This window comes from Methylopila sp. 73B, assembly GCF_000526315.1.
Taxonomy (GTDB): Bacteria; Pseudomonadota; Alphaproteobacteria; order Rhizobiales; family Methylopilaceae; genus Methylopila.
In genome coordinates this window covers 2168091-2190126 of record NZ_JAFV01000001.1, presented here as the reverse complement: position 1 = coordinate 2190126, position 22036 = coordinate 2168091, and the positions used below count along the sequence as shown (strand labels likewise).

21 protein-coding genes and 2 pseudogenes are annotated in these 22036 nt (G+C 64.3%); 14 read left to right on the top strand and 9 right to left on the bottom strand.

The window, feature by feature from the left end; translation table 11 throughout:
- Positions 1–109 precede the first annotated feature (109 nt).
- A complete protein-coding gene (locus K244_RS0110650; RefSeq protein ID WP_020186249.1) occupies positions 110–601 on the bottom strand; it encodes a Pycsar system effector family protein in 492 nt (163 codons plus the stop codon).
- 305 nt (positions 602–906) lie between these two features.
- Here K244_RS0110650 and K244_RS21810 point away from each other — a divergent pair, with 305 nt between their 5' ends.
- Entirely contained in the window at positions 907–1326 is a 420-nt protein-coding gene (locus K244_RS21810; RefSeq protein WP_245259758.1) for a transposase, read from the top strand.
- Between the two features lie 83 nt (positions 1327–1409).
- Here the strand turns inward: K244_RS21810 and K244_RS0110640 are convergent, their stop codons facing one another.
- Positions 1410–2027 carry a TetR/AcrR family transcriptional regulator gene (locus K244_RS0110640; RefSeq protein ID WP_024816438.1) on the bottom strand — a complete coding sequence of 206 codons (618 nt, stop codon included), beginning with the start codon at positions 2025–2027 and terminating at the stop codon, positions 1410–1412.
- A 339-nt stretch (positions 2028–2366) separates the two neighbouring features.
- On the opposite strand from K244_RS0110640, the gene K244_RS0110635 reads away from it, so the two are divergent.
- The 5 genes from K244_RS0110635 to K244_RS23585 all read left to right on the top strand — a co-directional run bounded on the left by K244_RS0110635 (position 2367) and on the right by K244_RS23585 (position 6997).
- Positions 2367–4502, top strand: coding sequence for a molybdopterin-dependent oxidoreductase (locus K244_RS0110635; protein ID WP_020186247.1), 2136 nt, complete (start codon positions 2367–2369; stop codon positions 4500–4502).
- Between the two features lie 69 nt (positions 4503–4571).
- Entirely contained in the window at positions 4572–4880 is a 309-nt protein-coding gene (locus tag K244_RS0110630) for a ferredoxin family protein (RefSeq protein ID WP_020186246.1), read from the top strand.
- An 11-nt stretch (positions 4881–4891) separates the two neighbouring features.
- Positions 4892–6280, top strand: coding sequence for an FAD-dependent oxidoreductase (locus tag K244_RS0110625; RefSeq protein WP_020186245.1), 1389 nt, complete (start codon positions 4892–4894; stop codon positions 6278–6280).
- Between the two features lie 29 nt (positions 6281–6309).
- Positions 6310–6447: a hypothetical protein gene (locus K244_RS23590; protein WP_020186244.1), complete on the top strand. Its 138-nt coding sequence runs from the start codon at positions 6310–6312 to the stop codon at positions 6445–6447.
- A 37-nt stretch (positions 6448–6484) separates the two neighbouring features.
- Positions 6485–6997: a hypothetical protein gene (locus K244_RS23585; RefSeq protein ID WP_155931688.1), complete on the top strand. Its 513-nt coding sequence runs from the start codon at positions 6485–6487 to the stop codon at positions 6995–6997.
- Positions 6998–7101: 104 nt separating this feature from the next.
- On the opposite strand, the pseudogene K244_RS21805 reads toward K244_RS23585, so the two are convergent.
- Together K244_RS21805 and K244_RS24145 are read right to left on the bottom strand one after the other, a co-directional pair.
- Positions 7102–8149, bottom strand: a pseudogene (locus tag K244_RS21805) (IS3 family transposase); the annotation flags it as partial.
- A 79-nt stretch (positions 8150–8228) separates the two neighbouring features.
- Positions 8229–8551, bottom strand: a pseudogene (locus K244_RS24145) (integrase core domain-containing protein); the annotation flags it as partial.
- A gap of 641 nt (positions 8552–9192) precedes the next feature.
- Between K244_RS24145 and K244_RS0110595 the strand changes: the two are divergent.
- Complete coding sequence (locus K244_RS0110595) at positions 9193–10167, top strand: LLM class oxidoreductase (protein ID WP_020186241.1); 975 nt, start codon at positions 9193–9195, stop codon at positions 10165–10167.
- Between the two features lie 187 nt (positions 10168–10354).
- On the opposite strand, the gene K244_RS0110590 is transcribed toward K244_RS0110595, so the two are convergent.
- The 3 genes from K244_RS0110590 to K244_RS0110580 form a co-directional block, all read right to left on the bottom strand.
- Positions 10355–10825: a DUF1931 family protein gene (locus K244_RS0110590; RefSeq protein WP_197027159.1), complete on the bottom strand. Its 471-nt coding sequence runs from the start codon at positions 10823–10825 to the stop codon at positions 10355–10357.
- A 202-nt stretch (positions 10826–11027) separates the two neighbouring features.
- Entirely contained in the window at positions 11028–11507 is a 480-nt protein-coding gene (gene trxC, locus K244_RS0110585; protein ID WP_051460016.1) for a thioredoxin TrxC, read from the bottom strand.
- A gap of 417 nt (positions 11508–11924) precedes the next feature.
- Positions 11925–12554: an NAD(P)H-binding protein gene (locus tag K244_RS0110580; protein WP_020186238.1), complete on the bottom strand. Its 630-nt coding sequence runs from the start codon at positions 12552–12554 to the stop codon at positions 11925–11927.
- Between the two features lie 158 nt (positions 12555–12712).
- On the opposite strand from K244_RS0110580, the gene K244_RS0110575 reads away from it, so the two are divergent.
- From K244_RS0110575 to K244_RS0110550, 6 genes are all read left to right on the top strand, one after another.
- Positions 12713–13825 (top strand): NADH:flavin oxidoreductase/NADH oxidase, encoded by a 1113-nt coding sequence (locus K244_RS0110575; protein ID WP_020186237.1) that lies wholly within the window; start codon positions 12713–12715, stop codon positions 13823–13825.
- 299 nt (positions 13826–14124) lie between these two features.
- The gene (locus tag K244_RS0110570) at positions 14125–14577 is read left to right on the top strand and encodes a DUF2924 domain-containing protein (protein ID WP_020186236.1); all 453 of its coding nucleotides are present in this window, start codon (positions 14125–14127) and stop codon (positions 14575–14577) included.
- A complete protein-coding gene (locus K244_RS0110565) occupies positions 14574–16118 on the top strand; it encodes a recombinase family protein (RefSeq protein WP_020186235.1) in 1545 nt (514 codons plus the stop codon). Before K244_RS0110570 ends, K244_RS0110565 begins: the two co-directional genes overlap by 4 nt.
- 519 nt (positions 16119–16637) lie before the next feature.
- Complete coding sequence (locus K244_RS0110560) at positions 16638–17423, top strand: hypothetical protein (RefSeq protein ID WP_155931686.1); 786 nt, start codon at positions 16638–16640, stop codon at positions 17421–17423.
- Between the two features lie 324 nt (positions 17424–17747).
- Positions 17748–18494 (top strand): DUF5681 domain-containing protein, encoded by a 747-nt coding sequence (locus K244_RS22665; protein WP_020186233.1) that lies wholly within the window; start codon positions 17748–17750, stop codon positions 18492–18494.
- Between the two features lie 62 nt (positions 18495–18556).
- Positions 18557–19996: a DNA modification methylase gene (locus K244_RS0110550; protein WP_020186232.1), complete on the top strand. Its 1440-nt coding sequence runs from the start codon at positions 18557–18559 to the stop codon at positions 19994–19996.
- Between the two features lie 185 nt (positions 19997–20181).
- Here K244_RS0110550 and K244_RS0110545 read toward each other — a convergent pair whose 3' ends face one another.
- A complete protein-coding gene (locus K244_RS0110545) occupies positions 20182–20487 on the bottom strand; it encodes a hypothetical protein (RefSeq protein WP_020186231.1) in 306 nt (101 codons plus the stop codon).
- 79 nt (positions 20488–20566) lie between these two features.
- Entirely contained in the window at positions 20567–21175 is a 609-nt protein-coding gene (locus K244_RS23580) for an SHOCT domain-containing protein (protein WP_155931684.1), read from the bottom strand.
- Between the two features lie 290 nt (positions 21176–21465).
- Here K244_RS23580 and K244_RS0110535 point away from each other — a divergent pair, with 290 nt between their 5' ends.
- Positions 21466–21684: a helix-turn-helix transcriptional regulator gene (locus K244_RS0110535; RefSeq protein WP_245259757.1), complete on the top strand. Its 219-nt coding sequence runs from the start codon at positions 21466–21468 to the stop codon at positions 21682–21684.
- The last annotated feature ends 352 nt before the right edge of the window (positions 21685–22036 follow it).

Below are 22036 nucleotides of genomic sequence, written 5' to 3'. Positions count from 1 at the left end.
GAAAGCATCGCCCCCGGCGGCCAGGCCGCCCCCCTTAGTCCTTAGGGGCTCTTTACCCAATCCCGCGGTGGGCGTCGACTGGGTTGCATGTCGGCGGCGCTACGCGCCCTCACCGCAGCGCGAGGGAGATCCCGTGGAGCGCGATCGCGACGATCAACGACGTGATCGCGACCGAGACGAGCCGATACTTCGACCGGCAGATGGCGGCCAGGTTCTGCGCGTTGTCGGCGTAGGTCGCCAGCAGCGTGGCGCCGTCCGCGTCCGCGGCGGCCGCGACGTCGAGCGCCGCGGATCTCGCGGCCGGCCACGCCCCCCAAAACAGCGCCGTCCCGCCGCGCCGGCGCCGCGGCAGCACGACGCCCAGCGCGCTGATGAGCGCCACGACCAGGGCGGCGGCGACCAGCAACGAGATGGCGCGCGCGGGTTCGGCGGCCAGTGCCTGCGGGGGAAGGAACGTCTGCCGGAGCTCGGGCGACCAGACCAGAAGGAGAATGATCAGAGACAGGATGTAGGTCGCCTTCTGGTCGGCGACCTTGATCTGGTCGTAGAAGACGTCGTTCACGCCCTTGAGGTACGCGATCCCCGTCGTCGTGTCCGCCATGACCTTCAATATCCGCAGCGTGGATTAGTTTGACCTGTAGTCTGCCAAGTCGGACACCAATAAAGCGTTAGCGGTTGCGATGCGCATCGGGCATCGGGCGACCGGCCCGCATCTGCTATGCCGCTGCCAACCGTTCGTCTGAGCTCCTTCGACCCTCGCTCGCGCTTGGGCGGCGGTGATGCCGATCGTCGCCGCCGTAGGGCGTCACAGCGCCCGGAAGGTTGACGCTGGAGTGGCCCCCTTGGAGCGGACGGATTGAGCTTCGGGAATTGACCGGGAGCCGGGCTTTCAGAGGATGAGACCCCATGACCCGCCACCGGTCCCACAGCATCGCGTTCAAACGCCAGGTCGCGCAGGAGTTTATCTCCGGCGAGGCGCTTCATGGGCTTGCGAAGCGATATGATCTGTCGCGCAACCTGATCCGTGTTTGGGTCCAGAAGTACGAGGCTGGCGCCTTCGACGAGGACGCGGAGGCCGCGGACCGGATGCAGGAATACGAGGCGCGGATCGCCGCTCTCGAGCGGCTCGTCGGCCGGCAGGCTCTCGAGCTCGATTTCCTAAAGAGGCTCTTCGAGCGGGCCGCGGCCGAGAAGCGCGCCTATGTCCGTGATCACCGGTCCTACGGCCTCTCCGTCGCCGAAGGCCCACTCCAGGGAGGGGCGCTGCCTGATCCGATGTTGACCCTTGCCTTCGCCGAGAAATCGTTCTGTCGGTTTGGCTTATGAAGATTCTGGTAGTGTCGATCTTTGGCGCTGGTTCACACAAGCGATCAGCGGCCTATTGAACCGACGCGTCTTGGCGCTTGGGGTCAGTCGCTGAAGGCGAGCTTTTCAATGTGCGCGGCCGCCGCCTGCTCGAGGCCGACGAGCTCGCGACGCCTGACTCTTTTCGGACCGATCAGAATCATCAAACCCTCGATCTGGGCGGTGATCAGAGCGGCCCGGAGCTCTCGGCTTTCGTGGTCGACGTCGGGACGCACGCGCTCGATCATGCCCGAGATCCAGGACCGCATCCGCGCATAGAATGCGCCCAGCATCTTAGACACGGGCGGAGAGTGATTGGCCATCGCCCACATCTCCATGAGAAGCGTCACGGTCCGCTCCCTCTTGTTCTCCTCGATCATGAACTTGATCGAGAACTGGAAGATCTCGCGGTCACTCTTGAGCCGTGAAGGCACCCGCTTCTTCAAGCGTTCGTCCCAGCGATCGAAGATGAACTCCGCTAGGTCGACCATGAGGTCGTCCTTCGACGGATAGTAGTAGTTGACGTTGCCGACCGCGATGCCGACCCGCTTGGCGATGTTGCGATAAGACAGGTTCGCAAAGCCCTCGGACACGACTATGTCCTTAGCGGCCTCCAGGATCGCGGCAGTGCGGCCGGCGCCCTTCATCGTAGAACCTTTTGGGGTCGGCAGCAGATTGTCCATGCAGGCTCCCCATCGCGGGCGCAGCCCGCCGAACGGGCGCGCGCGTCTTTGCAGTACGACCGTACAAGAACTTTGGCTAGAGCGCGCGTCGCACCGCGACGACCTCATGCCAGCTATGGACATTCCAGCTGGCGGAGCGTTCAATTGCGGCAGCGCACGCGGGCGCGGTCGGGCGCCCAGCTTTTTTGCTAGGCAGCGTACTAATCTGCACACCATTTGATCGATCTAGGACGGCCGTACTATTTACGGCGGCAGGCTCCTTGGTATCGTTCCGGGCAATCGAAACGTCTTCGCCGATGGGCCCGACGTTCGCAACGTCTTAGAAGGACGGAGCCAGCCATGAACGCTGAGATCGACACCATGATCGTGCGCGGCGCGTGCCCGCACGACTGCCCCGATACCTGCGCGTTCGAGTATCACGTGAAGGGCGGGAAGCTGGTCGAGGTGACCGGCGACAAGAACCATCCGATGACGCAGGGTCGCCTCTGCGTGAAGCTGAAGGACTTCGCCAGCCATCATTACAATCCCGACCGAATCCTCGCGCCGCTGAAGCGCGTCGGACCGAAGGGGTCGCGCCAGTTCGAGCCCATCACCTGGGACGAGGCGCTCGCCACGATCCGGGACAAGTGGAACGGGATCATCGCCGAGTACGGGGCGCAGGCAATCATGCCCCATGCCTATCTTGGCCATCAGGGCACGCTGAACGGTCTCACCTCCGGCGACGCGTTCTTCAACCGTCTCGGTTCGACGGTCGCCGAGAAGACCTACTGCGAGAGCGGTTCGTCGACCGCCTGGATCATGACGGTCGGCCCGTCCGGCGGACTCGACATCGAGAGCTTCGTCCACGCGAAGTACATCATCGTCTGGGGCATGAACATGACCTCGACGAACATCCACGGCTGGCCGTTCATCGTGAAGGCGCAGGAGGCCGGCGCCAAGATCGTCGTCATCGATCCCGTCCGCACCCGCACCGCGAAGGCGGCCGACTGGCACGTCCAGATCAATCCGGGCACCGACGGCGCACTGGCGCTCGGCATGATGAACGTCATCATCGCCGAAGACCTCGTCGACCACGACTATGTCGAGAACTACACGCTCGGCTACGAGGAGCTGAAGGCGCGCGCCGCGCTCTTCCCGCCGGAGCGCGTCTCCGAGATCACAGGCATTCCGGCCGAGGACATCGTCACGCTCGCGCGTGAATACGCCACCACGCCGCCGGCCGCGATCCGCGAAGGCGTCGCGATCGAGCGCAGCCGCGGCGGCGGACAGGCGATCCGCGCCATCACCTGCCTTCCGGCGCTGATCGGCGCATGGCGGCATGTCGGCGGCGGCGCCATGGAAATGCCGATCTGGGAGTTTCCGACGAACTTCGACCGGATCTGCCGCCCCGACTGGATTCGCCCGGGCACCCGCGTCGTCAACGAACTCGATCTTGGCGCCGCGCTCACCGGCGAGCTGCAGCTCGACCCGCCGATCAAGTCGCTGTTCGTCTATAACTCCAACCCGATGAGCCAGGCGCCGGCGCAGGCGAAGATCGCCAGGGGCCTCGAGCGCGAGGACCTGTTCACGGTCGTCAGCGAACTCTTCATCACCGACACGGCGAAATACGCCGACATCATCCTGCCGTCCGCCATGCAGGGCGAACAGCTCGACATCATGGTGACCTGGGGCCACCTCTACATCAGCCTGAACCAGCCCGCGATCGCGCCGCCGCCGGACTGCGTGCCGAACGTCGAGATGTTCCGCCGCCTGGCGAAGACGATGGGGTTCAACGACGACTACTGGGACCGCACCGACTGGGAGATGCTACAGGATTTCTACGACTGGAATTCCCCGGCCCTCGAAGGCATCACGCTCGAGACGCTGAAGGCGACCGGCTGGGCGCGCATCAACGTCGGCCTCCCGCATGAGCGGAAGCCCCATGCTGAGGGCAACTTCAAGACCCCGTCCGGCAAGTGCGAGTTCAAGTCGAGCATCACCGAAAACTTCGTCGTGCCGGTCTGGCGGTCGATGTACGAGGGCATGCAGCCTGGCGAGCCGATCGACCCGGTTCCGGACTACGTGCCGCCTTACGAGTCGCGCGAGACCAACCCCGAACTCGCCAAGCGCTTTCCGCTTTCGATCGTCTCGCCGAAAGCCCACGCCTTCCTGAACTCGCAGTACGCCAACGAGGCGCCCAAGCAGAAGCGCCAAGGGGAGCAGACCGTGTTCATGCATCCCGACGACGCGGCGGCCCGTCAGATCGTAACCGGCTCGACGGTCCGCGTGTTCAACGAGCGCGGGCACTTCGACGGCCGCGCCGAGATTGTCGATGCGCTGATGCCCGGTCTCGTCATGGCCAACCTCGGCCATTGGCCGAGCTTCACGACGTCGGGCACGGCCGTGAACTCGATCAGCTCCGACGCCCACTGCGGCATGGGCATGGCTGGCAGCTACTCGGACAACCTCGTCCAGGTCGAACACGTCGCTGCGTGAGGCCTACGCCTCGGCGCGTCGCCAGGCGCGCCGAGGCCGAACGCGATCGATGCCCATCAGGATGCCAGAATGACCCACGTCATCACCGCCAACTGCCAGGCCTGCCGCTTTACCGATTGCGTAACCGTGTGCCCGGTCGCCTGCTTCCACGGCGACGAGGAGCGGCTCTACATCGATCCCGATGTCTGCGTGGACTGCAGCGCGTGCATTCCGGCCTGTCCCGTCGGCGCGATCAAGGAAGAGTTCGACCTCTCCGGTGACGAGGAGGAGTGGATCAAGATCAACGCGACGAGAGCAAGCGACCTTCCGATCATCCGGTCGAAACAAGCGCCGCTCCCGTCGGCGGAAGCCCGCCGAAGCGAGCTTGGACTGAACTGAGGAGGCCGCGCATGAACCCGTCTGGACCACTGAAGGTCGCTGTCGTCGGCAGTGGTCCGAGCGGCTTCTACGCCGCAGAGGCGTTGCTCGCCGCAGGCGCGGAAGTCGATCTTATCGAGCGCCTGCCGACGCCGTTCGGCCTCGTGAGGTTCGGGGTCGCGCCGGACCATCCCAAGCTCAAGCAGGTCTGCCAGAATTTCACCGAGATCGCGAGCCACGAACGCTTCGCCTTCTTCGGCAACGTGACGCTCGGCAGCGACGTGGCGGTCGACGAGCTTCGAGAGCTCTACGACGCCGTCGTCGTCGCCAGCGGCGCATCGGCCGATCGGAAGCTCGGCGTTCCCGGCGAGGATCTGGCCGGAAGCTGGTCGGCGACGGAATTTGTCGCATGGTACAACGGGCATCCCGATTTTCGCGATCGGACGTTCGATCTGTCCGGCGACGCCGCGGTAATCCTTGGCCAGGGCAACGTCGCGATCGACGTCTGTCGTCTTCTGTCCAAATCCGCCGACGAACTGCGTCAGACGGACATTAGCGCCCACGCACTTGAGGCCCTGGCGGAGAGCCATATCCGCGACATTCATCTCGTCGGCAGGCGGGGTCCCGCGCAGGCGAAATGGACCGCGAAGGAGTTACGGGAGCTCGGCCTCCTCACAGAAGCCGAGGTAGCGCTCGAACCTGCAGATCTCGTGCTTGGCGCGGCATGTGAGGCGGAGCTGAGCGATCCACGAGGGCAGAGTGCGGCGCAAAGTTTCAAGATTCTCAAAACGTTTCAGGCGCGAGCGGCCGGGCAGAAGCGAAAAACGATTCATCTGCGGTTCAACTTAAATCCCGCCGCGATCGAGGGCCAAGGACGCGTCGAGAGCGTGATCTTCGAGCGCTGCAGCCTGACGGGCGAACCGTTTGCGCAGGTCGCGACTCCCACCGGGGAAACCGCTGCGATCGCCGCCGCCGCTGTGTTCCGGAGCGTCGGGTACAGGGGCGTGATGACCGAGGGGCTGCCATTCGACGCGCGCTCCGGCGCGATTCCGCATGACCGTGGCCGCGTGCTGGAAACCGGCGCGCCTGTTCCAGGCGTCTATGTCGCGGGCTGGATCAAGCGTGGGCCCTCCGGCGTCATCGGCGTAAACCGCGCTTGCAGCCTCGAAACGATCGAGAGCCTTCTAGCCGACATTGTACGCCCTTCCCCTGGCAAGGTCGGCCGACGGGCGCTGGCGTCGCTGCTCGAGAAACGAAAAACGCACGCCGTCGATTTCAACGGCTGGAAGAGGATCGACGCCGCCGAGCGGCAGATCGGCAGCGAGAACGGCAAGCCGCGCGAAAAGCTGACTTCAATTGCGGACATGCTCGTCGTCGCCAATGGCGCACGCGTCGGCCACGGACCCTTCTTACTGCAGTAAGGAGATATCCATGACGCTCGGCGCGGCTGATGGCCTTCGGGCTGACCTTCCGCGACGTGATGACGGCTTTGAGCTCCAACAACAGCAACGTGGGCGCCGCCTGCATCCATCGAGCCGACGGCGCGGAAATCGCCGCATTCTCCGTCGCCGAACTCGCTGCGAGATGAGACGCTCGCTTCTGGCTCGCTCAAGCCGGGAGTCGGAATGACAGGACCGATCGAAGGCTATGCCACGCCCGCGGAGCGGACTGCGCGACGGTTCTGCTCGCTGTTCGCCATTCAGACCGCCGCCGTGTGCGCGCTGGTGTATCTAGCGTTGCCGGCTTTCGTCGCGATCGCCGACAGTCTCGGACGCGCCGTCGAGTTGCCGCCGCACCGCGTAATCGGGATGGCGGCGGCGTTGACGGTCTTTCACGCGGCCTACTGGTCTCGCCTGCGTTGGGCGCCGATGCCTATCATGCCGAAAAACATTCTCCTGACCCACGCGTTCCTATTTCTGAATCGTCTGAGTTTTGTCTTCGCCGCAGCGTTCTTTTCACTTGTCTCGTTTAGGCAACTCCCGCGCTCACGAGCTCGCCGGAGGTCTTCGGCATGGCGGCGCGCGGAGCGCTGCTGCTCGCCATGCTTTTCTCCCTGTTCTGCTACTTCCTGGAATTCGACCGGATTGGCAGGGCGATGGATGGCCAGTGAGGGTCCCCCGGATTTGTATCCGGTCTGAATGTGAGACTCCGGGCCTCTGGTCTTGCCCCGGACTCTGGTCCGGGCAGGATGCGACCTTTCGGGCGTATTGAGCTTGGTGAGCGAAGGCGTTGGGCGTCAAGTGCCCAAGGCCGAGTGGGGTCGTTCGGTGTTGTAGTCGATCCTCCAGGCTTCGATCCGGTCACGGGCGTCGGGTAGCGACAGGAACCAGCTTGCGTTGAGGCATTCGGCCCGGATGCGGGCGTTAAACGCTTCGATGAAGGCGTTGTCGGTCGGCGTTCCAGGCCTTGAGAAGTCGAGCTCGACGCCGTTGAGGTAGGCCCACTGGTCGAGCAACCGGCCAGCGAACTCCGGTCCGTTGTCGACCCTGATCGTCTTCGGCTCGGCCCGCGTTCGACTGCGAGCCGGTCGAGAACCTCCACGACGTGGAAGGCTCTGAAGTTCGCTCTTGGAACCGTTGCGAGCCCCTCGCGCGAACAGCAGTCCAAGATGGTCAGCAGCCGGAACGGCCGGCCGTCGAAGAGCGCGTCGGACATGAAGTCCATCGCCCAGACGTCGTTCGGCTCCGTGATATCCGGGCGTCCGATCCGGTAGCGCCAGGCCCGCTTTCGTCGGGGCAGCTTTGTGCGGATCGACAGCCCTTCTTCGCTGTAGAGCCTGTAGACACGCTTGTGGTTCACCGCCCAGCCCTCCCGGCGTAGCAGGACGTGAAGGCGGCGATAGCCGTAGCGGACTCGAACCGCGGCCAGGTCCTTCAACCGGATCCGCAGGGCTGTCTGAGGATCACGCTTCGACCGGTAGCGTTGCGACGACCGTTCGAAGCCGGTGGCGACGCAGGCCCGCCGCTCGCTGATGTCGTAGGCCGCTCGAAGATGAGCAACGAGATCGCGACGCATGACGGGCCTCAGAACTTTTTTCTCAGCACGTCTTGAAGCATCGACTTGTCGAGCGAGAGATCGGCGACCAGGCGCTTCAGCTTGGCGTTCTCCTCCTCGAGCTGCTTCAGCCTCCGGATCTCGACGACGCCCATGCCGGCGAACTGCTTCTTCCACCGGTAGAACGTCGCCTCCGAGACGCCGAGCTTGCGGCAGATCTCTTCGACCAACGTGCCGTTCTCAGCCTGCCTCAGGGCGAAGGCGATCTGCTCGTCCGAATACCGTTTGCGTTTCATGGCATCCCCCTCCTGCAGGGATCAGGATGCCCGAAAAAATCGCGCTCAAACCGGACCAGTTCTGAGGGTCAGGACCACCTCATTGGCCGGGGTTAACCCCGGCCAATGAGGCAAATTCGTTGGGCGTCAGCCAGCCCAGGGACGTGTGAGGCCGGCTCTCGTTGTAGTCCCCCGCCGCCACGCCTCAATCTTGGCCCGGGCGTCGTCCAGCGACAAGAACCAATGGGCGTCGAGGCACTCCGCGCGGAACTTGCCGTTGAAGCTCTCGACCAAGGCGTTGTCGGTCGGCTTGCCGGGCCGCGAGAAGTCGAGCGTGACGCCGTTTTCGTAGGCCCAGCGGTCGAGCGCCTTAGAGACGAACTCCGGACCGTTGTCGACCCGGATGGTCTTTGGGGCGCCGCGGGTCGCCGTGATCTGAGCCATCGCGAAGACAACCTGCTCGCCTTTGATCCCCTCCAGCGCCAGCGCCGTGAAGACATAAGGCGTCCATGCGTAGCCCATGAAGGCGAGCCAGGAGCCGGAGACGTCGACCCAGCCGAGATGCGCGGCCCAGCTGCCGGCGGCCGGCGCCGTCATAGCGCGAAGCCCGGCGACGAATCCGATGAGACCCGCGGCGACGATCAAACCCATAACGGCGTCCGCCCTTTTCGAGGATGTGGCACGCCGACAAGGCCGGCGGTCAAATCTACCAGCGCTAAGAACGCTAGCAAATCCTTGCTGGCGGCGTCCTGCGCTTGCATGTTCAACTACCTCGGACCAGAAGCGGTGTTAGGAGTTTAGTCGCACGGCCCGTTCGATTGCTAGATAGTCGAGGTCTCTGCAACGGGACTACGCCAGCGAAGAGAACGAGGCCGATGTCGAGGGACGCCTGACTTCTTCAACGGGAGAGACGCCCGTATCGACGCTGCCTGCACGCGGCTATCGCGTGTCGATCGTCCAGAACCTGCTGACCTCGCTCGAGGACGACGTCACAGCTTCCTCTCTCGTCCTTAAACAACTGACGATTGTCATGGCGCCGATGCGGCCCTCGTCCAGAATGAGTCATGATGCTGAAAGCCAATAAAGCTGCGTCCATCAGCGATTCCGCCGGCTTCCGGCGCATGTTCTCGCCTGGCCGGCTATCGCTCGGACTGTTCTTCCCTATCGAGGCTTTCGAGCGGGACAAGCCCAGCATGCGCGATCAGCCGCGGCTTGCCCGGCGCGCCGAGGAACTCGGCTTTGCCGGTCTCTGGACACGAGACGTGCCTCTGCGAGATCCGAGTTTCGGAGATCTGGGCCAGATCTACGATCCTTGGGTGTGGCTGAGCTGGATCGCGGCGCAAACCTCGACGATCGCGCTTGCGACCGGATCGATCATTCTCCCCTTGCGCCACCCGCTCCATACCGCGAAGGCGTCCGCATCGGTCGACCAACTCACAGGCGGGCGATTCGTCCTCGGCGTCGCTTCCGGCGATCGCCCCGTTGAATTTCCGGCGTTCGGAGTCGACTGGGACCAGCGCGACGTCCTCTTTCGCGATAACCTGTCGGCGATACGCAAGGTGCTCATGGAGGAATTTCCACGCGTCCAGTCGAGCTATGGCGCCTTGATGGGAACGGCGGACCTTGTGCCCAAGCCCGTCTCTCGCCTGCCGATCCTGATCACCGGTTCGAGCCGCCAGAGCTTTGAGTGGATCGCCGAGCATGCGGATGGCTGGATCACCTATCCACGCGACCTCGCGCGGCAGGCGGAGCTGGTCGCGAAATGGCGCGCAGCGGTGGAGGTCAAGTCCCCTGGTGTGTTCAAGCCCTTCGTGCAGTCGCTCTATGTCGACTTGGCCGACGGGCCGGCCGAGCCGCCTCGGCCAATTCATCTCGGCTTTCGAGCCGGCCGCAACTTCATGATCGACTTCCTGAATGAACTCGCCGGCGCCGGCGTCAATCACGTCATCCTCAACCTCAAATATGGCCGGCGCCATGCGGCCGAGGTGCTTGATGAGATCGGCAGCGACGTGCTTCCGCGTTTGGGTAAAGGCGGGTGACGCCCCTCTCGAAGCGGCCACTGCACGCTAGAGCATCGGAGCGAACGCGAATTCAGCCGTCTGCCGGCTTTGCCCTATCGTCCGGTATGCTGCGACATGCGCATTGAAACGGCTCGTTACGGGTGTCTATCCACTTGTGCAGGCGAGCGCTTTCGGGCGATCTGCATGAAGCAGGGGCAACGGGCCCCTAGAGCAGCAGGTCGAACAGGCGGTACGCCCGTTCCCAATCCTTCGTCGTCGGATTGTTCAGATCCTGGTCTTTGATCTTGAAGGTTTCCGCGAGGGCGAGGCACAGTCCTCCGGCGATTTCGAAGAACCGTGCCTGGGTTTCGTCGCCGATCGCCAGATCGCTTGGCGGCGACCCTATAAGCCCGCCCAGGTAATCCGTGAGCTGCAGCTCCGCGTTGATCAGCCGGAACCGATGGATCGTCTCTTGGAGCCCCTTGGTGATTGGAAGATCCCAAGGCTCGACCACGTCGCGGCTGTTAGCCTTGGCGTTCGCCTCGCCACGGACGACAAGGTCCTGGACCTTCCGACGAACGAAATTCTCGAGCCGTTCGAGATCGCTCTTGTCGAGATCGAGATCGCCCGCCCGCCGAAACATCTTCTCTAGCCGATGAATGGTCGCTATTGCGCGCCTCCCCTGCTGAACGGCCAAACATGCACGCTATCTGCAGGCTTGGCCTTGACGTTCGTCAGGGCGGGCCGCCGCCAACCGGTCGACGACCGGGCCGCCAAGGATTTGCTGGCAGGCAGAGGGGCGCCCTCGACGCATGCTGCTTTGCAGCGTCGCCCGCCGGTTGACCCGGCGCGGTCCCTTGCCGCCTTTCCTTACTGTCGGGAGCTGCGCAACGGAGCCGTCAGGCCCGCTTCAGCGCCTGCTCGACCCACTCGACGATCGCCGACGTCGGCATCGCGCCCGATGTGCGAGCCATCTCCTGGCCTTTCCTGATCATGATTATGCTCGGAATGCTGCGAATCCCGTAGCGCCCCGCGATGGCGGGCTCCGCCTCGGTGTCGAGTTTGCCGAGCCGCACCCGCGGCTCCAGCCGCGGCGCCGCCGTCTCGAAATTGGGAGTCATCGTTCGGCATGGACCGCACCATTCCGCCCAGAAGTCGATCACGATCGGCAGGTCGCTCTTGAGCGCGTGCGAATCGAAGGTCGCGCCGGTGAGCTCGACGACCTTGCCCGCGAAGAGAGGGGCATGACACTTCCCGCATTTCGGGCTGCGGTCGAGTTTTGCGCGGGGGACGCGGTTCACTGACGCGTCTATCGGACAGGCGACCAATAGGATCTCGGCAGATGCCTCCGGCTGTCGGTTAGCGGTCGAGTCGGACATCTGGGTCTCCTTGCCACGCCCCGGCAGGCCGGGTGTCGTCGCAGCAGCGCGCTGGCTCTGACTCGGACCAGCATGAATCCCCCGTCGTCTCCGGAACCAGATGGACACAGCACGGTCGCAGCCGGCTGGCAGCCCGTTGGGCCACCGATCTGTAGGGCTTTGTACCGAACCGGCGCCGGTCCGGCATTGACGGGCGTCAGGAAACGCCCGCGACCGATACCCGCTGATTCTCATCCTTGGCACGAACGATCGCTGGCCGAGCGCCGTCGTCGGTCCCGGCAGCCAATCCTGCGCATAGCAGCGATGACGTCGACTTTGGCCGCGCGTGTGGATCGACGGAAAACCCGCCCGACGCCTCGGGGGTCCTCCGACTTCGGCGCAACGTCGTGTCGACGCTGAGCCGCAGTGACCGCGACCTCACGCCAAGTCTTCCGCCGACACCACGCGGACGCCCGGGACGCCAGCGACCGCCGCTTCGATCAGTGCGGCCGCGATGTTGGACGCAGGGTTGATCCGCCAGCCGCGCGGCAGCGCAGGTCCGAGCGCTCCCAAGACAATAGATGCGATGCGCTCGAGCGGACGACTCTCTTCGCGCGGGCCGCCGATCAGGCCCGGGCGCACAAAGGTCAGCGACGGGAAGCCGAGCCTTGAGAGATCCTGCTCGAGCTCGCCCTTCACACGGCTGTAGAAGAGGCGGGACGCGGCGTCGGCTCCAAGCGCCGAGTTCAGCGCGAAGGCCTTTGCGCCCGCAGCGCGCGTCAGGCGCGCGACGGCCATGGGATAGCCGTGATCGACGCGGCGGAAGGCCTCCCGGGAGCCTGCCGTCCGCATAGTGGTTCCAAGCGCGCAGACGACCGCGTCCGTCGTCCAGAACGGAGCGTCGACCGGCAGGCGGTCGTAATCCACGTGCGGCGTCGTGAGCTTCGGATGGTCGGGCAAGGGCCGGCGGACGGGAGCCGTCACCGCGTCAATACGCGGATCGGCGAGCGCGAGATCAAGCGCTTGGCGGCCGACCAGCCCGGTCGCGCCCAGGATCAGAAGCCTCATAGCATCACCCTCCTCGAACGCGGCGCCGCGCCGGGCTGCAGGGTCAGCCATGTGCGCGCGGCTCGACCATGATCCAGATAGCCCCTATCTGCTCCGGCAGTCTCAGTCGTTTCAAAGGACAGACGCTCGCGCCGGTCCGCCACAACAGGAACCCGCCTTTGGCCCAGCCTCAGCTTTTCACGCCGATTTCCGTCGGCAAGCTCGAACTCGAGAACCGGATCGTGATCGCGCCGATGTGCCAGTATTCGGCGGAGGACGGCCGCATGACGGACTGGCACCTCATCCATCTCGGCCAACTCGCGCTGTCGGGCGCCGCGTTGCTGACCGTCGAGGCCACCGCCGTGCTCCCCGAGGGCCGCATCACCTATGGCGACGTCGGGCTCTACGATGACGCCACCGAGGCCGCGATGGGCAAGACGCTCGACGCCGTGCGGGGCTGGTCCGACATGCCGATCGCAGTGCAACTCGCCCATGCCGGCCGCAAGGCCTCGACCGAGAAGCCCTGGCTGGGCGGGCATCACATCGCGCCGACGTCCCCGAACGGCTGGCGGACCGAAGCGCCGTCCGCGGTTCCCTTCGCCGACGGCGACACGCCGCCCCGGGCGCTCGACGCCGACGGGCTGAAGAAAGTCAGGGACGCCTTTGCCGCGGCGGCCGCCCGTGCGGGCCGGCTCGGCGTCGACGCCGTCCAACTCCACGGCGCGCACGGCTATCTGATCCACCAGTTCCTGTCGCCGCTCTCCAACCGGCGTGACGACGCGTATGGCGGGTCGCTCGAGAACCGCATGCGGTTCCCGCTTGAGCTGTTCGACGTAGTGCGGGCGGCGTTCCCGCCGGAGCGCCCGGTGACCGTGCGCGTGTCGGGCACGGACTGGGTCGATGGCGGCTGGGACGCGGAGCAGACGATCGCGTTCTCCAAGGCGCTTGAGGCGCGCGGCTGCGACGCGATCCATGTCTCAAGCGGCGGGCTGCATCCGGCCCAGAAGATCCCGCTTTCGCCGAGCTACCAGGTGCCGCTCGCGCGCGCGGTGAAGGCGGAGGTCGCGATCCCTGTGGTCGCCGTCGGGCTGATCACCGGCTACGAGCAGGCCGAGGCGATCGTCGCGACTGGCGACGCCGACATGATCGCGCTCGCCCGCACCATCCTCTACGATCCGCGCTGGCCATGGCACGCGGCGGCCGAACTCGGCGGACAGGTGCGCGCCGCCGACCAGTATCTGCGCTGCCAGCCGTCGCGGTTTAAGGACCTGTTCGCAAAGCACGGCGCTTGAGGGCCTCTCGGAGGGCCGGCCGCGCAAACGCCCGAGCTGTTTCCACGACGAGACAAATCACCTGAGCGAGGAAGCTGGGGTCGTCCAAGAGCGGTCTTTTCCAACGGGTCACTTGCAGTTGCTGAGGCTTGGCGCCGCCGGAGGGAGTTGAGTTGCCGCGAACAGAATGCTCGGCTGCCCTTGAACCGCTTGTCGGCTCCGGCGCTACTTAGCACGGCGTCACGACAATGCGTCCACGACCGCCTTGCCGCAGGTGACGGTGTCGGCCTTGCCGCCGAGATCGCGGGTGCGGCCGCGTAATGGCGCCTCAGGCGATGGCTCGCATCGATGTCGAGGTCGCCCGGCTGGGCGACCTCGACATCGCCGTGCTGCAGGCGCGATGGCGAAGCGTCACGGGCAGGACCGCGCCAGTGGGCGTGTCGAAGGGCCTGCTGCTGCGGATGCTGGCGTATCGCGTGCAGGCCGACGCGCTGGGCGATCTCGACGCCAAGACGGCGCGCTTCCTCGATCGTGTCGCCTTAAGCCCGACCGCGGCGGCCGTCCCGCTGCCCGATCGCGAGCGGATCGGTGGGGGAGGCGTGCTGGTGCGTGAGTGGGAGGGCGTGACCCACCGCGTGATGGCGCTGAAGGATGGCTACGCCTGGAACGGCGGGACCTACCGCAGCCTGTCGGAGGTCGCGCGCGCCATCACTGGCGTGCGCTGGAACGGTCCCCGTTTCTTCGGGCTCCGCGACAAGGGGAGGGCGGCGTGAGCCGTCCTGCCCCGACCACCCGCCGATGTGCGGTCTACACCCGCGTCTCGACCGACCATCGGCTGGAGCAGGACTTCAATTCTCTCGACGCCCAGCGTGAGGCGGCGGAGGCCTACGTGCGCAGCCAGGCCGGGGAGGGGTGGAAGCTGGTCCGGAACGGCGTGTTCTCGGACGGAGGCTTCTCCGGCGGCTCTATGGAGCGTCCGGCGTTGCAGCGGCTGCTGGAACTGGTTCGGTCGCGCGGGGTCGACGTCATCGTCGTCTACAAGGTCGACCGCCTGACGCGGTCGCTTGCGGACTTCGCCAAGCTCGTTGAGCTCTTCGACGCCAGCGGCGTGTCGTTCGTGTCGGTGACTCAGTCCTTCAACACGACGACCAGCATGGGTCGGCTCACGCTCAATATGCTCCTGTCGTTCGCGCAGTTCGAGCGCGAGGTTACGGGCGAACGCATCCGCGACAAGATAGCGGCGTCGAAGAAGCGGGGCATCTGGGTCGGCGGCGTCGTGCCGCTTGGCTACCGCGTCGAGGCGAAGAAGCTCCAGATCGATGAGAAGGAGGCCGCGACCGTCCGGCTGATCTTCGGGCGCTACCTGGCGCTCGGGTCGCTTTCGGCGCTGCAGCGAGAGCTCAGGGAGCAGGGCGTCGTCACGCGCATCCGCACTCTCGCATCCGGCGCCACGGCCGGCGGCGTGCCGCTTACCAACGGACCTCTCGCGCATCTGCTGGCGAACCGGGTCTACCTCGGGAAGATCAACCACAAGGGGCGCAGTTACCCCGGCGAGCATCCGGCGATCGTGGATGCAAAACTGTTCGAGGCGGTGCAGGCGAGAATCGCCGCCAACCGCAGCGGCCAGAGAACCAGTCGAGCGGCCTCGGGCGCGCTGCTGATGACAAAGCTGTTCGACGATCGGGGGCATCCGATGACGCCGAGCGCGACGAACCGGAAGGGCGTGGTCTACCGCTACTACGTCTCGTCGGTGATCGCGCAGGGGAGGGGAGCCGAGGCGGGATCGGTGAAGCGCATCTCGGCGCAGCAGATCGAACAGGCGATTCTCGCCGTCCTGCGACTGAGGGACATCTCGGGCCTCGACGACACAGCGCTGGTCGCGGAGCATCTGAGCCGCGCGACGATCTCCATCGACGAGATCGAGCTCACGCTCGCCGACGGCGACGTGATTCGACTGCCGTCGCCGCGCCGCACGAGCGGCCGGCAGATCCTCGCAACGTCCGACGCCGCGGCCCGTCCGATGAAGGCGGAGGCGCGTGCGGTTCTGCTGCGGTGGATCGCGCTCGGCCGGCAATGGATCGGGGAGCTCAGCCGCTCCTCCGCGCTCGACCTCGATCAACTGGCGCAGCGCCATGGCTGCACGAAGCGGCATTTGGAGCGGATGATCGGCTACGCCTTCCTCGCCCCTGACATCGTCACGGCCATCGCGGAGGGCCGGCTGCCGCGCGGCGTCACCGCGAGCATGCTGGCGGATGCGCCGATGCTCTGGTCCGAGCAGTGGCGAACGATCGGACTCGAGCAGCCCGAGCGCTGAAGCAGCGATTCTTTTCCACCCCGAATCGATGAAGCCGCCGGCCCAACAACCCGGCGGTTTTCTGCGTCCGCTCGTCCGCTGAGAAGCTTCTGGCGATGGCGCCATCAACCGTCACGTACGACATGGCCTTGCGGCGGCGGAGACAGGCGCGGCCGGAAGGCCCATAGGTCTCGAATCGGAGGCTGCAGAGACGCGCTCAGGCCAAGCGGGCGGAGCTAAGTCGCGGACAGTCCGGAGACATCGCCGCGGGCGTTCAAACCGGGAGTTTTCAGGGAGTGATTGGTGGTGGACGCAGTCACCCCCGAACCGGTCTCCACATCGACGCGTGACGCAGGGAAGAATTAGCGCGGGGCAGGGAAGGGCTTTCGGCGCGAGCAGGGAATTCTTATCACCGGAACAGGGAATTCTTAATGGGGGCCCGGCTGAAACCGCCACCGTGAACCACGTCGCGACAGCTAAAATAATATAATTTAATTTAGAACATTGACGTGTGGATTTTTATCCATCAGACTTAGATTTATGATGACGACGATTTACAACAAATCGGCGCGCGAGGCTCTTGCCGCCCTTAAGGCGGTAGCGGCAAAGCCCCCGCCCCCAAAAAGGCGCGCCGGCGAACGCGCCGGCATCACGATGGAAAAGATCGTCCAAGCGGCGCGGGCAGTTGTCACGCGCGGTTCTGGTGAGCTTAACGTCAAACTTGTCGCCGAGGAGCTCGGGGTCGCGTACGGCTCGATTGGTGAAAAGCTCAGACGAACAGATACGACGCTCGAGCGTGAACTCGCCAAACACTTCATGGCGTCATTGCTTGGCCCGCATGCGCCGGGAGACAAGTGGCGCGAACGGTTGCAGGGGTTGTTTCAGACCGCTCTTGCAAGAGCCGCGGCCGAACCTGCATCAGTTCGGCTGGCGACCCCGTTCATAACAGAAGCGCCGATTCTAGCACCTGAGTTTGCAGACCGGCTGTTGTATATCCTGAGGGACGCCGGGCTCAGCGCAGATGATTGCGCCGCCGCGTTCGATATCGTGCTCGCCGGCCTGTGCGGAACCTTGATAGTGTCGTGCCCAGATTACCATGGGGAGCCGTCGGTCTGGAGCGAGGGGCTGAAGAAGACTTTGGAGGACACCCAAAAAGACCCTTGGTCCTCGTTGCACTATGCGAGATCTCAGCTGGCGCTCCGAGCGAGCGCCAAGGCGGCCTCTGCCGGCGGTCAACCCAGTGCGGAGATGACCGCTCTCGCGATCACTATGGCAGCTTTAGTCATAAATGAAATCCATCGCGTTCATTTGAAAACGAGTTTGTAGCCTTAATATTTGCGAGGATGGCGTTTTTGAGGGTGGATGCAAGGTGAGCCCACCCGTTAATTTTCGTCTTCTCGAGCTCTTTGATATGTGATGCGGTCGCCTTCGTAGTTCGAAGGAGGTGGCGCGATGTCTAATCGGGTTGGAGGAAAGCTCTCTGCGGGCAGAAACCCATACGAAGAGGCCCGAAAGGCGGTATTCCGAACGACAACCATAAAGGCCGGGGCAACGTCCCGGAGCGAACCCTTTCTGTCGGCATATCTTTCTCAGATTAATTTGGAGGCTGCGAAGGGCAACCCAAGCGCGATCAAAGAGCAGCACTGGTTCATGAAGCGTCTCGACGACCGCGGGCAGCTGGTTGAGCCGGATTGCAAAACTGAGCTTTCAGCGATCGAGAAGCGCGAGCAGGAGCATGACCGGAATACGAGGACATGCGTTATGCTGGTCGTTAGCGTCTCGGAGCTTGTGCGCTCTAGGGTCGTTGCGGAAATCGAAGAAGAACATGGCCGTGTTCACGGCGCCAATGACGTCCTGCCGGACCTGTTCACTGATTCAGTCTACGATTCGTACCGACCGGCCATCCACGATTTTCAAAAGAGCCTTCGACCGAAGGACCCGGCGGTCGGTTACCGCCGTCCGCCAGTGCATTCCCAGATACCGAAGGGCAAGAGCGGTAATCCGTCGGGCCGGCCGAAACGGCAGGACGACGCGTGGAGCGCCTTCCGGCATAGCCTGCTCAGGTTCATCCCTCTGACCGTGGACGGTGTCCCGGTTCCCAAGACGACCGCTTATGTCGCCTGCCTGCAGCTGTGCCAGCAGGCGATCAAGGGAGAGCCGGCTGCAAGGCGCCTGCTTCGCGACCTGATCGTGATGCTCGACGACAAAGGGTTGTTGTCCCCGCCAAGAAAGCGCCGTCGGCGGCGGCGCGCTTTGTGGACGACCGCTAAGCACGAGGAGCTCCTCGAACTGGCTAGAGAAGCGATCAGGGCGATGATCCCCGACGTTTGGGACAGCCTGAAGAGAGCCATCCTCAAGCGCAACGGCTTTTCGGCGGACGCTCTGGCCGCGACCTGAGTGCGGGACGCGCTTCCTGAGAGCTCTTGTGCAGATACACCCGTTCGCTAGGGAGAGATCCTGTGGCACGTAAGACTCAAGGCTCGGACGCCGCGCCGGGCACGGTCCGCGAGGCGCTCCTCGCGAAGGACGTCGCGCGTCGTGCGGACGTGAAGGCGGTGTCGAGGGCGTCCGCGGCCGAGGCGCGCCCCCGCAACGACCTGCTCCCCCAGCTCGCCCTGGTCGACCGCGATCCGAGCGCGCTTCGGGCGCCGAAGCGCAATGTCCGTATGATCGAACCGGGCCATGTTCGCGACGTCGCGAACTCGATCACGGTGTTAGGGTTCACCGCGCCGGTCATCATCGACAAGGCCGGCGTCATCATGGACGGGGCCGTCCGTGTCGAGGCGGCGAAGGCGCTTGGTCTGCCGACGATCCCCTGCGTCGTCGCGGATCATCTGAGCGCGGCGGAGCGCAAGCTGCTGCGCGTGGCCGTGAACCGGCTCCAAGAGAAAGGCCGGTGGGATCTTGAGGAACTGCGACTCGAGCTTGAGGAGTTGATCATCGACGAGTCGCCGATCGAAGTCTCAGGATTCGAGAGCTTTGAGATCGACGCCATCCTCGCCGACCCTACGCCGGACGCAACCGAGGTGGGGCCGCTTGCTCCGACGGCGGACGCCAAGCCGGTCGTAAGAGTGGGAGACGTCTATCTCCTCGGCGACCATCGTGTGATCTGCGGAGATGCGCGCGACAAGGCCGTGCTGAGCGCGCTCATGGCCGGAGCTCGAGCGCGGTTCGTCTTCACAGACCAGCCTTACAACGTAAAAATCTCTGGCCATGTCACGGGCGGCGACCACCGCGAGTTCGCGATGGCGAGCGGCGAGATGAGCGACGTTCAGTTTGGTGAGTTCAACGAACAGTGGATTGCGGCCGTTACGGAATATCTCCTCGATGGCGGTGTTCTTGGCACGTATATCGACTGGCGCGGTCTCAGTTCTGTGTCGGCCGCGGCTGCGCAGATCGGCCTGTCTCAGCTAAATTTAATTGTTTGGGCGAAGACGAACGCGGGCATGGGTAGCCTCTATCGCTCTCAGCATGAGCTTCTACCACTGTTCAAGAAGGGTGATGCGCCGCACAAAAACAATATTGATCTTGGCCGTAAAGGTCGTTGGAGATCAAACCTCTGGACGTACCCAGGGGCGTCGACGGTCGGCTCCGAGGCGCAGCGCGGGCTTCAACACCATCCGACCGTCAAGCCCGTGGTGATGCTCGAGGAGGCGCTTCTTGATCTCACCGATCGAGGGGAGATTGTGATTGATCCCTTCCTCGGCTCGGGCAGTACCCTGATCGCCGCCGAGCAGACCGGGCGCATTTGTCGAGGTGTGGAAATCGACCCCCTTTATGTGGCCGTGATCTTGGAGCGGTATCAGACGCTGACCGGCCGCAGAGCCGTTCTCGAGCAGACGGGGCAATCGTTCGCCGAGGTCGTGCAGCAGCGAACTGCCGAAACGGCCTCCGCGTGAACGACGTCTATCCGCGTGGTCGTTCGCCGCTGATCCGATTCTTGAAACGGATCGTCTCGGGCGGCTTCGCGGGCATGCGTGGCGCCATGTCGCCAAATCAAATCGACGAAGAAGTCGGTGAATCGATTGATGTTTTTCACGACCACGATCTCGCAGACGATGTTATTGCATTCTTGAGTTTTTGGTCATTGATCATAATCCGGTGTGATGACCCTGTAGGTCTTCTCGCCGATCTTCACGAGAGATAGCGAGAGCATCGTCCCGACCCGTTGTACAGCTAAGACTTCGGTGCCAACCGGCAGATACCTGCAGCCCGAAAGTCCTTCAATCTGAGCCTGGGTCGCACCTTCCTGTTGAGATAAAGTCGCGGCGATTTCAAAGTTGGCGACCGAATCGCACGCCAATTGCGGATGGGTAAGCTTTCGCCACTCCGCGGACGCGGAAGCCGCGGTGAAGATCAGGACGGCGACTGCGACGCAGATTGTTTTCATGATCAGGTCTCTTGTTTCTGCTTCAAATAGGTGAACCGCCGGGCTGAACGCGGTGGCGCCGGCGCACCTGGGTTCACGGTCACTGTCGCCAGCGGCACAGATTGGTCAGGGCGTCGTTGATCATCGCTTGGCGAGTGGCCAAGATGGCCGTCTTGTCCGAGGGCTCGAACGGGCGCGGATCTGGATATCCGCCGACGCCCAGCGCCGGTCCGTTCAGGCCATAAGTGACGCCGCCGAGCTCTACCGTCGCAACAGGCCGGTCGGTCGACCCGAACGTCTTCACCGTGCAGCGGACCGTTGCGCTGTCGTAGGCGGGATACGGCCACGCCGCGCCATAATCCGCGCGCTTGTAGTGCTTCTGACCGGCGATCGATCCGAGCGCCAGGATGCCGAACAGCAATCCGCCGACGACGAGAAGCGCCTTTCGTCCAAGCCGGAATGGCTTTTTGGCAGTAAAGCCTACTTTGGGGGCTGCGCTCGGTCTCACCCCATGCTCAACGGGCTCGGGCGCGGCCAGCGCGGCTGGCTGCGGGTCGGAATGGAACGGCGCCTCCCGCTCTGAGGCGGCCGCTCCCGCTGTCTCGCCGCGAAGCCGTCCTCGGGCGGCGTTGAACTCATCCGGTGTGATCTCGCCAGCCGCCCGCATGGCGATTAACTCCGCTACCGCGTCCGACACCGGGCCGCTCATGCGGGCGACGTCCCGCCAAGCTCAGCCAGTCGATTCATCGGCGCAGAGGCGCTCTGTGTTGAATGCGGCTGCCCGGGAGGCCCGACGGCCACCCCACTCATGCCGATCCCGCCGGTGGCGCGATGCTGACGATGGTCCATGGAGCCTCCCCAAGTTTGCGGCTCGGCGCTTTCGCGAGCCCCGGCCGACATTGCTCGAATGTCGGCGAGTGTCGAGCAAAATGAGACTCATAGTCTGTAGATTGATAGTCGACAACGTCGCACGCCCACGTCATGGATGTGCGACGCCGCGTGGGCCTCAATCTGAAGCGTCTTCGGCTGGAGAAGGGGCTCTCGCAGGAGGAGCTCGCCTTTCAGGCCAAGCTTCACCGCACCTACGTCAGCGGCGTCGAACGCGGCGTCCGCAATCCGACCGTGACGGTGCTCGAAGGCATCGCCGCCGCGTTGGGAGTGCCGAGCTCTAGGCTACTCGAGGAAGCCGCCGGCGCCGCAGCGTCGAAGCAAGGTTGAGTTTTACCTATCCGTCAGGCGCGGCCCCGCGCCGTGCCTGGGCCCTAGCATGCGGGCCGTTCAACCGCTTTGTGAATCCGGGCCCCGAGCAGGTCGCCGCACCCGCCGCAGCTTTTGCCCTCACGTGCGGGACAAGATTTAGGGCTCTGGCGTGTTTCCCTATCGCTCCGTAGACACCCGGGACCGCAGACGGCTGCAGGTTTTTAGTACGTAGGGTTAAGAGCCAGTTGCAGCTCCGCGCTTCGGCCTCTTGCACCCGCCATCAACGATGGCTCAGATCATGGTCCTGACCCTCAGAACTGGTCCGGTTTGAGCGCGATTTTTTCGGGCATCCTGATCCCTGCAGGAGGGG